General features: G+C 67.6%; 14 protein-coding genes. 10 read left to right on the top strand and 4 right to left on the bottom strand.

The annotated features are described in order from the left end of the window. The first annotated feature begins 103 nt into the window (after positions 1-103). Genes ED92_RS05155 through ED92_RS05140 form a run of 4 tightly spaced genes read left to right on the top strand, consistent with a single transcriptional unit; the run spans position 104 to position 4,048 of the window. Positions 104-1,234, top strand: coding sequence for a DegT/DnrJ/EryC1/StrS aminotransferase family protein (locus ED92_RS05155; protein ID WP_037333503.1), 1,131 nt, complete (start codon positions 104-106; stop codon positions 1,232-1,234). Between the two features lie 7 nt (positions 1,235-1,241). Beyond that, positions 1,242-2,174, top strand: a complete 933-nt coding sequence (locus ED92_RS05150) for an NAD-dependent epimerase/dehydratase family protein (protein WP_037333500.1) — start codon at positions 1,242-1,244, stop codon at positions 2,172-2,174. 34 nt (positions 2,175-2,208) lie between these two features. Further along, complete coding sequence (locus ED92_RS05145; RefSeq protein ID WP_235213197.1) at positions 2,209-3,435, top strand: glycosyltransferase family 4 protein; 1,227 nt, start codon at positions 2,209-2,211, stop codon at positions 3,433-3,435. Further along, on the top strand, positions 3,422-4,048 hold the full coding sequence (locus ED92_RS05140) for a DapH/DapD/GlmU-related protein (RefSeq protein ID WP_037333498.1): 627 nt from the start codon (positions 3,422-3,424) through the stop codon (positions 4,046-4,048). The genes ED92_RS05145 and ED92_RS05140 overlap by 14 nt, the downstream gene beginning before the upstream one ends. Here the strand turns inward: ED92_RS05140 and ED92_RS05135 are convergent, their stop codons facing one another. Then, entirely contained in the window at positions 4,049-4,498 is a 450-nt protein-coding gene (locus tag ED92_RS05135; RefSeq protein ID WP_052120287.1) for a hypothetical protein, read from the bottom strand. Here ED92_RS05135 and ED92_RS42390 point away from each other — a divergent pair. Further along, positions 4,479-4,667 carry a hypothetical protein gene (locus ED92_RS42390; protein ID WP_125731609.1) on the top strand — a complete coding sequence of 63 codons (189 nt, stop codon included), beginning with the start codon at positions 4,479-4,481 and terminating at the stop codon, positions 4,665-4,667. The genes ED92_RS05135 and ED92_RS42390 overlap by 20 nt on opposite strands. Before the next feature lie 42 nt (positions 4,668-4,709). On the opposite strand, the gene ED92_RS05130 is transcribed toward ED92_RS42390, so the two are convergent. Beyond that, complete coding sequence (locus ED92_RS05130) at positions 4,710-5,324, bottom strand: hypothetical protein (protein WP_052120285.1); 615 nt, start codon at positions 5,322-5,324, stop codon at positions 4,710-4,712. A 172-nt stretch (positions 5,325-5,496) separates the two neighbouring features. On the opposite strand from ED92_RS05130, the gene ED92_RS05125 reads away from it, so the two are divergent. The 4 genes from ED92_RS05125 to ED92_RS05110 all read left to right on the top strand — a co-directional run bounded on the left by ED92_RS05125 (position 5,497) and on the right by ED92_RS05110 (position 8,097). After that, on the top strand, positions 5,497-6,075 hold the full coding sequence (locus ED92_RS05125) for a Uma2 family endonuclease (RefSeq protein ID WP_037333494.1): 579 nt from the start codon (positions 5,497-5,499) through the stop codon (positions 6,073-6,075). Positions 6,076-6,231: 156 nt separating this feature from the next. Beyond that, complete coding sequence (locus ED92_RS05120; RefSeq protein WP_037333492.1) at positions 6,232-6,795, top strand: copper resistance CopC family protein; 564 nt, start codon at positions 6,232-6,234, stop codon at positions 6,793-6,795. A gap of 46 nt (positions 6,796-6,841) precedes the next feature. Further along, positions 6,842-7,351: a SigE family RNA polymerase sigma factor gene (locus ED92_RS05115; protein ID WP_037333490.1), complete on the top strand. Its 510-nt coding sequence runs from the start codon at positions 6,842-6,844 to the stop codon at positions 7,349-7,351. Next, on the top strand, positions 7,348-8,097 hold the full coding sequence (locus ED92_RS05110) for a hypothetical protein (protein WP_037333488.1): 750 nt from the start codon (positions 7,348-7,350) through the stop codon (positions 8,095-8,097). Before ED92_RS05115 ends, ED92_RS05110 begins: the two co-directional genes overlap by 4 nt. A 71-nt stretch (positions 8,098-8,168) precedes the next feature. Here the strand turns inward: ED92_RS05110 and ED92_RS05105 are convergent, their stop codons facing one another. Both ED92_RS05105 and ED92_RS05100 read right to left on the bottom strand, forming a co-directional pair. Continuing rightward, positions 8,169-9,128 carry a Gfo/Idh/MocA family protein gene (locus ED92_RS05105; protein ID WP_037333486.1) on the bottom strand — a complete coding sequence of 320 codons (960 nt, stop codon included), beginning with the start codon at positions 9,126-9,128 and terminating at the stop codon, positions 8,169-8,171. Next, positions 9,125-10,231: a DegT/DnrJ/EryC1/StrS aminotransferase family protein gene (locus ED92_RS05100; protein WP_037333484.1), complete on the bottom strand. Its 1,107-nt coding sequence runs from the start codon at positions 10,229-10,231 to the stop codon at positions 9,125-9,127. The genes ED92_RS05105 and ED92_RS05100 overlap by 4 nt, the downstream gene beginning before the upstream one ends. A 158-nt stretch (positions 10,232-10,389) precedes the next feature. Here ED92_RS05100 and ED92_RS05095 point away from each other — a divergent pair, with 158 nt between their 5' ends. Continuing rightward, complete coding sequence (locus ED92_RS05095; RefSeq protein ID WP_037333481.1) at positions 10,390-11,121, top strand: UDP-N-acetylglucosamine acyltransferase; 732 nt, start codon at positions 10,390-10,392, stop codon at positions 11,119-11,121. Positions 11,122-11,127: the final 6 nt, after the last annotated feature.

The following is an 11,127-nucleotide window of genomic DNA, read 5'->3' as shown; positions in this document are numbered from 1 at the left end:
AGCTAAAGACTAGGACGTCGTTTACCTGGGCGGATCCAGCCCGCCCGAGATCCGCCGAATGGCGTCTATACACTTCGCCGGGTCCCCACGCAATGGGAGAGGTATGTCTGAGCAGGAACCTGTGGTCCTCGGTCAGCCGACCGTCGGCGACGAAGAGCTCGCCGCGGTGGCGGAGGTGTTCCGGTCCGGCTGGCTGGCCGGTGCCGGTCCCGCCTGCCGCCGTTTCGAGGAACGCTTCGCGAAGACCGTCGGCACCGCGCACGCCCTGACCACCAGCAACTGTGGCTCGGCACTCTTCCTCGGGCTGCGTGTGCTCGGCGTGAAGCCGGGCGACGAGGTCATCGTCGGCGACTACACGTTCCCCGCCACCGGCCACGCCGTGCTCCAGGCGGGCGCGACCCCGGTCTTCGCGGACATCCGCCCGGACGTGTGGAGCGCCGACCCGGCGTCGATCGAAGCGCTGATCACCCCGCGCACGGTCGGCATCCTCGCCGTCGACGTGGCCGGGCAGCCCGGTGACTTCGACGAGTACCGCGCCATCGCCGACAAGCACGGCCTGTGGCTGTTCGAGGACGCCGCCTGCGCCGCGGGCGCGACGTACAAGACCCGCCCGGCCGGCAGCCTCGCCGACCTCGCCGCGTTCTCCTTCCACGGCCGCAAGGGCATCACCGCGGGCGAAGGCGGCGCGCTCGTCTCGGATCGCGAAGACCTCATCGCGCACGCGCGCAAGCTGCACACCTACGGCATCGAGCCCGCCATCACCCGCGAGGGTTCCGGCGCGCTGCCGATCCCGGAGTTCCACGAGCTGGGTTACAACTTCCGGCTCTCGGACGTGCAGGCCGCGATCATGAACGTCCAGCTCGACCGCCTCCCGGACCTGCTCTCGGCCCGCCGTTCGGTGGCCAAGCGCTATCACGAGGCCTTCGAGAACCTGCCCGGTCTCGACGTCCCGGTGGAACTGCCGGACCGTGAACACCCGTGGCAGGCCTACATCCTCACCGTGGCCCCGGAGATCGACCGCGACGCGCTCGCGCTGCGGATCCGCGAGCAGGGCGTGCAGTGCAACTTCGGCACCTACGCCTCGCACCTCCAGCCCATCTACGGCAAGAAGCAGACCTTGCCGGTATCGGCGGACCTCTTCGCCCGTCATCTCGCCATCCCGATGCACGCCAACCTCACCGATACTCACGTGGACCGGGTCATCGAGACCGTCAGCACCGCGTGGGCGAGCTAGGAGAGAAATGCCCGACAAGAAGGTCCTCTTCACCGGGGGCGGCGGTTTCATCGCCGCGCACGTCATCCCGATGCTGATCGAAGGCGGCTACACCGTCCGCGTCTTCGACAACATGACGCGCGGCGACCGCGCCCGGATCAACGAGTTCGTCGCCACCGGCAAGGTCGAACTGGTCGAGAAGGACGTGCGCTACGGCGGCGCCGTGCGTGAGGCCATGCGCGGCTGCACCCACGTCATCCACTTCGCCACCGTGTCGATCAACAAGTCGGTCGCGGACCCGCACGAGTCCATCGACATCAACATGGTCGGCAACCACAACGTCTTCGCCGCCGCGGCGGACGAAGGTGTCGAGCGGGTCGTGTTCGCCTCGACCGCGTCCGTCTACGGCGACCCGAAGCGGCTGCCGATGCACGAGGACGACGAGCTCAAGCCGCTCACGCCGTACTGCATCTCGAAGCGCGCGGGCGAGGACATGCTCGGCTTCTACGAGCGCACCAAGGGCCTGTCCTGGAACGCGCTGCGGTTCTTCAACGTGTACGGCCCCGGCCAGAAGATCGAGGCCTACTACACGTCGGTGATCAACCACTTCATCCAGCGCCTGCGCGCGGGTCAGCCGCCGATCATCGACGGCCGCGGCGACCAGTCGATGGACTTCGTGCACGTCACCGACCTGGCCCGCGCCGTCGTCGCGGCACTGGAATCGGAGAAGGCGAACGTGCCGATCAACATCGGCACCGGTATCGACACCTCCATCGCGACGCTGGCGAAGATCCTCATCGACGCCGTCGGCGTGAACGTCGAGCCGCTGTTCAACGAGCGCGACGTGCTGGTCTCGCGGCGTGCCGCCGACATCACCCGTGCCCGCGAGATCCTCGGCTGGGAGCCGAAGATCTCGGTGGAAGAAGGCATGTACGAACTGGTGAAGGCTTCGGAGGGATGACCGCCGTCGACGTACTCTTCCCCGCGGAGACGGCATGGTGATGGCGCCGGGGGAGAGCCGTCCTCTTCGTATCGCCGTGGTGAACAACTTCTTCCCGCCGAGGGTGGGCGGAAGCGCGCACATGGCGGCTTCCCTGGCCGAGCAGTACGCGGCGCGCGGGCACGAGGTGCTCGCGATCACCGCCGCGTACGCCGACGCCCCGGCCGACGAGACGAAGGACGGCTACCGCGTCGTCCGCCTGCCCGCGGTGAAGATGCCGCAGCTGGGCCTGTCGATCGACTTCGACATGAGCTTCGCCTCGCTGCGGCCGGGGAACTGGCGCCGGCTGCGGAAGCTGCTGGACGAGTTCAAGCCGGACGCGATCCACCTGCACGGGCAGTTCTTCGACCTGTCGTGGCTGGCCGGGCGGTACGCGCGGCGGCACAAGCTGCCGATGCTGCTGACCATCCACACGCTGCTGATCAGCGACAACAAGCTGTATGGCGGCGTCTTCCGGTTCCTGGACGCCGTGCTGGTGAACCCGATCCTGCGCTACCTCAAGCCGCGGTACGTCATCCTCGACAAGCTCGGCGTCGACTACTGCGTCGAGCGCTACGGCACGAGCGACGCGAACTCGGACTACTTCCCGATCGCCGTCGACACCGGGAACTTCGAGAAGCCGCTGACGAAGGATGTCCGTGCGGAGCATGGGCTGGGCGACGGTCCGGTGATCGTCTCGCTGGGGCACGTGATCCCGCTGCGCAACCGGCTCCCGCTGGTCGAGGCGCTGCCGTCCATTTTGGACAAACACCCCGGCGTGAAGGTGGTCGTCGTCGGCCGCGTGTACCACGACGTCTTCCTCAAGCGGGCGGAAGAACTCGGGGTCGCGGACGCCATCATCGTCACCGGTGCCGTGCCGAAGGCCGATGTGCCGTCGTATTTCGCGGCGGCCGACATCGTCACGCACGACCTCAACGGCGGCTGCGGCACCGCGTCGCTGGAGGCGATGCTTTCGGGTACCGCGACCATCGCTTCGGTCACCGAGGACAACTACCCGGGCATCGAACTGCGCAACGGCGAGAACATCCTGCTGGTGCGCCCGGACGACAGCGAGGCGGTGGCGAACACCGTCATCGAACTGCTCGACGACCCGGAGAAGCGGGCTTTGGTGGCACAGCGGGAAAGCGCGATGGTGCGGGCCAACTTCGGCCTCGACGTCGTCGCCGAAGAACACCTGCGTACCTTCGAGAAACTGGTGACCGAGGCCGATGTTCTTCGATGACGAACGCAGCAACCGGCTGCGTCCGCAGATCCTGACCGAACTCGTTTCGCAGTACATGAACGACGCCGAGCGCGCTCGTTTCTACGGGCTGCCGGAGTCGACCCGGGTCCGCGAACGCGTGAAGATCATCAGCCCGGAGAACCTGAAGATCGGCGAACACTGCTGGATCGGCGAAGGCGCGGCGCTCGACGCGAGCGGCGGGCTGGAGATCGGCGAGCACACCAGCATCGGCCTCAACACGCTGATCTTCACGCATTCCAGCTGGCTCGCGAACATGACGCTGCAGAACCACTCCGGCAGCGACCTCATCGAACGCAAACCCGTGAAAATCGGCAAAGGCTGCTTCATCGGCGGCCTCGTGGTGATCATGGCCGGGGTCACGATCGGCGATTTCGCCACCGTGCAGCCGAATTCTGTGGTCGCCAAGGACGTTCCGCCGCGCAGCCTGGTGGCGGGCAACCCGGCGCGCGTCTTCCAGAAGTACGACGACGAGTACATCCAGTCCGAAGTGGAGCGTGTGCGCGCCGAAAACGCGCGGCGGCGGGCGCTGGCCGAGGAACGCGGTGACACCCCTGGGTCTTGGGGTGCCCCCGCGGGCGATTTCACGGAGTAGTCAGAGCCGGTCGGCCATCAGCTTCGCCAGCGACGAGTAGACGTCGGTCCTGGTCTCGTTCATGTACAGCGTCGCGACCCGTGTTTCGCCATGGCTACGCTTTCCCACGGTCACCAGGATGTTGAGGTCCGGTCCGTCGGTGGGGATCCCGCACCACAAGGCCTGCTCGCCGATTCCGGGAAGCTGGGTGACCGGTTGCTTGCATTCCTTCGCGAGCTTGTCGATCGTGGTGCGAGGCGGCTGATTTCCGGGGATCGCCGCGACGAAGAGTTCGGCCGATCTCGCGTACTTTCCCTTGGGGTCGTCGAAGGAGCACCGGTAGGCCTTGCCGGCGCCGACCCGTTCGGCTTCGCCTTCGTCGGCGACCAGATCGTCTGATTTCCCGATCACTTGAAGGAACTCGATCGGGCTCAGCACGGGGCAGGCCGCGGTGATCTTGGCGAGGGGCACCGGTGGTGGCGTGGTGCTGGGCGTCGTGCTGACGGCCGGTTTGCTCGAGGACGACGGTGGTGCCGTCGAGGTCGGCGTCGGCTCGGTCGCGGCGCCGCTGGAGCAGGCCGCGACGGCGAACAACAGGCAGGTGGTGGTGAGGATTCCCCTCGATCTGTGCACGCGGTGAACGTATCCGAGGTGATGGGCGATCAGCCATGCGTTTTCCGGGTCAGAGCCGTTCCGCGAGTAGCTTCGCGATCGCCTCGTAAACGTCCGCGCGGTTCTTCGGGAGATCGACGAGGGCGAGCCGGACCTGTCCGTTGCTGCGCTTGCCGACGACCACGATCGCCCTCGTGAAATCCTTGCCTTGCTCGCAATGGGCCGTCTTGTCCCCCACGCCGCCGACGGTCGTGATCGGCTCGCGGCAGAACGCCTTCATCGTGTTGTCCACCGCCGTGACACTTTCCGCCCCGATCTCCGGCGCCACGGTGATGTGCAGCCGCGGCGCGCCGTCGGGCGACTGATGGATGTCCTCGTAGAGGCAGCTGTACCGCTTCTCGGTGCCTTCCACGTCCGCCGGCTGTTCCTGCGCTCGGATCTCGGCCGACGTGCCGATGATCTGCGCGAGTTCACCGACGGCGATGAACGGGCAAGCGTCGGTGACCGTGGCGGGTGACACGGGGATCGGCGTCGTGGGTGTGGCGGCCTTGAATGTCGTGGGTGTGGCGGCCTTGAACGAGGAAGACGGAGTCGTTTTCGAGCGGATCGGGATTTCGATCTCGATGGAACAGGCCGTGGCGAGGAAGAGCAGGCCGACGGTCAGGAACCCCCAGGTTCTTCTCATGCTTGAAATCTAGCTGAGCAGCGGAAATGGTTTGATCACGATCGGATGTCCCGGCACAGCGGTTGCCGCCGGGCAACTCCTCACCGTAATGGTGTGTCACTTTCCGTGGTGCTACGTTCTCGGGGAAACCGTGGGAAGATGGTCTGGTGATCACCGGCGAAGGAGGAGTTCGATGAGTGTCGTGCACTGGCCTCACCGCCTCCTGACGCTCGACGACTGGACCGCGCTGCCGGAAGACCCGGAACACCGCGCAGAAGTCGTCGAAGGGGTCCTCGTCGTGTCGCCGCGTCCGTTGTTCTTCCATCAGCGTGCGGTCAATCGCCTGACGTATTGGCTCGACGAACAGACGCCGCCGGAATACAGCGCGATGGGTGAAGCCGAAATGGTCGTCGCCACTGCGCCGTTGACGGTCAGAGTGCCCGATGTACTGGTCACCTCCGCCCTCGTGGCCGACGAAAACCCGGCGAGAATCTCCGCCGCGGAAGACGTGCGGCTCGTCATCGAGGTGCTGTCCGAGGGAACCGTCCGCACCGACCGGGTCACCAAGTTCTCCGAATACGCCGAAGTCGGCATCGAGCACTACTGGATCGTCGACCTCGAAGACCCGGCGAGCATGACCACGTACCGCCTGATCGACGGCGAGTACGAGAACTTCGGTGAGCACACCGGCAAGGTGAGCCTCGACTTCGACGGCACTCCGCTCACGCTCGACCTCGACGCGCTGACCACCCGCCACGCGCAGCGTCCCTGAATGTCATGAACGGCCCTTTCCTGACGAAAAACGTCAGGAAAGGGCCGTTCATGACATTCGACCAAGCCGCAGGGCCGATCCCGAGCCGGAACCAACGCCCGTCCCGGCCCGACTACTAGGCTCGGCGGGGGAGTTCCCCGGTGAGAAGGGTGTCTGATGAGGTTCAAGCGGTTCGGTGCGTCGTTGCTGGTCACCGGGTTGGCCCTGCTGGGCACCGCGTCCCCGGCGCTGGCCCATTCGGAGCTGAAAAGCAGTGATCCGGCGAGGGGCGCTTCGCTGGCGACGCCCCCGACGCAGATCAAGCTGACCTTCTCGGGCCCGGTCACCCTCGCCGACGAGAACCCGATCCAGATCACCGGCCCCGAGAACGCGTCGTGGACGGTCGGCCGCGCGGAGGTCGCCGGAACGGTCGTCACGGCGCCGGTCCAGGCCGTCGGCCCCGCGGGCGAGTACACGCTCCGCTACAAGGTCACCTTCGAGGACACGCACGCCACGAGCGGCTCCGTGAAGTTCAACCTCAGCGCGCCGGCACCGAGCCCGACGAGCCAGGCCCCGACGAGCAGCCCGGCTCCGGCCAGTAGCGCGGCCCCGGCACCGCAGGCAGCCGGCGAGACCACTCCCGAAGACCTCGTGCCGTCCTGGGTGTGGATCGTCCTCGCGGTGGCCGTGGTCGTGGCGGGGATCGTCGTCGCGCTCCGGTTCGCTCGCCGGAAGGACTGAAGCAACCTTTCAGGTGGTCAACCGTCGAACGAAGATGAGGACCAGGGTGGCTCGCGGCGATGACGAGTTCGTCGAGTTCGTGCGGAACTCGGCGACGCGTCTTCAGCATGCGGCCTTCCTGCTCACCAGCGACCGTCATCAGGCCGAGGACGCCACCCAGACGGCGCTCGCCAAGACGTACGCGGCCTGGTCGCGGGTACGCCGCAAGGACGCTTACGCGTACGCGAGGCAGGTGCTCGTCAACCACGTCATCGACGGCTGGCGGCGCCCGATCCGCGAGAACGCCACGGAGGACATCCCCGAGCAGCCGAGCGGCATGGACGTCGCCGGTGCCGTCGTCCAGCGGAAATGGCTGCTTGACGCGTTGCGTACGCTCACAGACCGGGAGAGAGCCGTCGTGGTGCTCAGGCACTTCTTCGACTTGAAGGAATCCGACGTGGCGGGCGAATTGGGTGTCTCGGTCGGCACCGTGAAGAGCACCAATTCCCGCGCCCTGACCAAGCTGCGGATCACCGCGGAGGACGGAACGGAACTGATCGGGGGGCTGGGACGATGACCGACCTCGAGACGCTGCGTTCGGCTTTGCGGGAACCGCCCGCCGAAGGGTTCGCCGAGCCCGACCTCGGCGCGATCATGACCAAGGGCAGGCGTATCCGCCGTCGCCGCCGTCTCGCGACCGGCGCGGGCGGGGTCGCCGCCGCCGTGGTGACGGTGCTGGTCATCGTCGGCGCGGTCGCGCTGAGGGAGCCCGCCCAGCAGCCGCTTCCGCCCGCCGCGAGCGCGCCCGTCGCGTCCGTCCCCGCTCCGGTACCGGCACCGGCACCGGCGAGCACTTCGATCACGGCGGCCCCGTCGGACGCTCCGTTCGGGGACGTGATCCCGCTCGGGTACAGGGGCGAAGATGGCCGTGAGCTGGTGATCTACGCGTCCGAGATCGACGAGCCGTCGATGCCGGACGTCCGGTTCGGTCTGCAGGTCGCGTACCGGACCGGCGCGGGCGAGTACGAGGCGCTCCTGGCCGCCAACGAATTCAAGGGTTCCGACCGGTCGTTCGGCTTCCACGCCGTGGACGGCGGCGACGTGATCCGGGGCACGTTCGTGCCGGTGTTCGGCTACTTCTCCGGTCCGGCGGTGCGGGTCACCAGCACCGTCCGCGGGAAACCGGTCGAGGCCAAGGTGATCCCGTGGAGTGAGGATCCGTCGGTCGTCATCTTCTGGTTCAACCCCGGCCAGGTGGAGTCGCCGTACGTGCTGACCCCGCTCGTCGCGTACGACGCGAAGGGCCAGCGCCTCACCAAATAACGCAATCAGTCCTCTGGATGCGGTACTTGCACACGCAACTACCGCATTCAGAGGACTGAATGCGCGAAAGGTCAGGCCGCGGCCTGCGTCAGCACCTGGTCGACGACGGCGTGCGACGGCAGGATCAGGTCCCGCTCGACGTCCACGTCGACCTTGCCTTCGAGCAGATCGACGAACCGGTCCAGCTGTGTCGCGAGCGGCTCGCGCGCGGTGACCAGTTCCGGGATCTCGATGACGGTCTGCTGCCGGTAGCCGAGGCCGTCCTCAGTGACCGAGTCGTGCGAGACGTGCCGGTAGATGGTGACGTCGCGGCGCAGCAGGTCGATCTCGATCATGCGGTCCAGTTCGGACACCCACAGCGAGCGGACCTTGCGCTGGCCGAGGCGGGACGCCGAAACCGTGGCGAGCCCGGACTCGAACGACAGCACCGTCTCGATGGTGTCCTCGGCGCCTTCGACGGAGCTCGGGTGGAAGTAGCCGGCACCGGAGGCGACCCGCTGCGGGGTCGCGCCGCCGAAGAACTGGATCGCCAGGTCGACGTCGTGCACCAGGAGGTCCCACGCGACACCGGTCTTGATCCGCGGCGCGTACGGGCCGTGGCGGCGGGCCATCAGGTGGATCGGCTCGTTGACCAGCGCCCGCGCGGTCATCACGGCCGGGTTGTAGCGCTCCAGGAGCCCGCACATCAGCGGGATGTCCTTCTTCGCCGAAAGCCCGACGATCTCCTGGGAGAATTCGAGGCTGTTGCACACCGGCTTCTCGACCAGCATCGGCTTGCCCTGGCCCAGGATCTCCTGCGCCAGCTCGTAATGCGCCTCGGTGGCCGAAGCGAGCACGACGGCGTCCACATCGGACAGTGAGCCGATTTCGGGCGTCCACTGGGTTTCGTAGCGATCGGCGACCTTGCGGCCCGCCTCTTCGCGCGGGTCGATCACGCGGACGAGGTCCACGCGCTCGTTCGCGGCGAGGACACGGGCGTGCAGCGAGCCCATGTTCCCGGTGCCGATGAGGGCGATCTTGTGGGTCGTCATGCGCCGAGTACCTCGCGAACCGTTTCGATGATGGTGTCCAGGTCGGACTCGGAAAGGTGCGGGTGCACCGGCAGGGAAAGCGCCTGCGCGGCGACGGAAGCGGCCACCGGGAAGTCCTCGACCTTCGCGTCGGGGATCAGCGGGTTGTTCCGGTAGCAGTCGTAGTCGAAGACGATCTTCGGGTAGTAGATCCCGTTGCCGATGCCCCGCTCGGTGAGCGCGGCGGCGAGCTCGTCACGCGAGAGGAAGGCGTGCGGGCCGACCAGCACGGTGTACTGGTGCCACACGTGTTCGCGGCCCGGCAGGACCTGCGGGATGTCGAGACCCGGGGTGCCGGCGAGGCCTTCGGAAAGGCGCTTCGCGTTGGCCTGGCGGGCGGCGGTGAGCTGGTCCAGCTTCTCCAGCTGCGGGATGCCGACGGCGGCGTGCAGGTCGGTCATCCGGTAGTTGTGCCCGGCGACCTCGTACTGGTACCGGGCGCGCATGCCCTGGTTGCGCAGCACCCGCAGGCTGTCGGCCAGCTCGTCGTCGTCCGTGGTGATCACGCCGCCCTCGGCGGTGGTCACGTTCTTGGTGGCGTACAAGGAGAAGCAGCCGATCCCGAAGGAACCCGACGGCTTGCCCTGGAACGACGCGCCGACGGCCTGCGCGGAGTCCTCGATGATCTTGAGACCGTGCTCGGCGGCCAGCGGCGCGAGCTTGCCCATGTCGGCCGTCTGCCCGTAGAGGTGCACGGGCATGAGGACCTTGGTGCGGTCGGTGATCGCGGCCGCGACGGCGTCCGGGTCGATCGCGAAGTCGTCGCGCCGGATGTCGGCGAAGCGGACGGTCGCGCCGGCTTCCAGGATCGCGTTCAGCGTCGCCACGAAGGTGAACGGCGAGGTGACGACCTCGTCGCCCGGCTTCAGGTCGAGCGCCTGGATGGCGGCGACCAGCGCGGTGGTGCCGTTGTTGACGGCGATCGCGTGCTTCGTGCCGGAAACGCTCGCGAACGCGTCCTCGAAGCGCTTGACCATCGGTCCCTGTGCGATGGCGCCGGATCGCAGCACCTCGACGACGAGGTCCTCCGCGTCACGGACGTCGACCACGGTAATGGGGATCATCTGCAAGTCTCTCTCGACTGGGCGTTCTGGTGCGTCCGGTACAGTGAGCCGCCGGTTCTGCGCCCGGCCGCCCCCTCTGGCGCGGGCCACACGTTACCGGGACCGCCGAAGCGCCCATTACCCCAGGCTGCCTCCAGCCACAACGAACGGATCTTCACGTGGTGAACCGCATCCACCCGACAGCAGTCATCGGCGAGGGTGTCGAGCTCGGCGACGACAACGTCATCGGACCGTTCACGGTCATCGTGGGCCCCACCCGGATCGGGGACGGCAACTGGATCGGCCCGCACGTGACCATCGGGACCCCCGGTGAGGACCGGGGCCGTGAGCACCCCGCGGCCTGGGAGGGCGCGCCGACCGGTGATCCCGATCACGACGGCCACGGCGTCGTCATCGGCAGCCGGAACCGGATCCGCGAGTACGTCAGCGTCCACCAGGGCACCTGGCGCACCACCACCATCGGCGACGGCGGCTATTTCCTCCGCGGCTCGCATATCGCCCACGACTGCCTCGTCGAGGACGCCGTCACGGTCGCGTCGAACGTCATCACCGGCGGCCACTGCCACATCTGGTCCGGGGCGAACCTGGGCATGGGCGCGATCCTGCACCAGCGGGTCGTCATCGGCCCCGGCGCGATGGTGGGGATGAGCTCCGCGGTCCGCAAGGAGGTGGGCGCGTTCACCATCGCCGTGGGCAACCCCGCACGGGTGACCGGCGTCAACACGGTGGGCCTGTCCCGCCGTGGCCTGGACGAGGCCGCCATCGAGGCGCTGGGACCGTGGCTGAAGGGTAAGGCCGGTCTCCCTGAGGACGGGCTGGCCGACCGGCTGCCCGGCGACCTCTCTACCTTGGTGAAGGCGTGGGACGCCCGTCCACGCGACGAGCATTAGGAGTAC

This window comes from Amycolatopsis sp. MJM2582 (genome assembly GCF_000754115.1).
Lineage (GTDB): Bacteria > Actinomycetota > Actinomycetes > Mycobacteriales > Pseudonocardiaceae > Amycolatopsis > Amycolatopsis japonica.
Note: the sequence above shows the minus strand (reverse complement) of the source record. Positions and strands in the feature narration are given on the sequence as shown.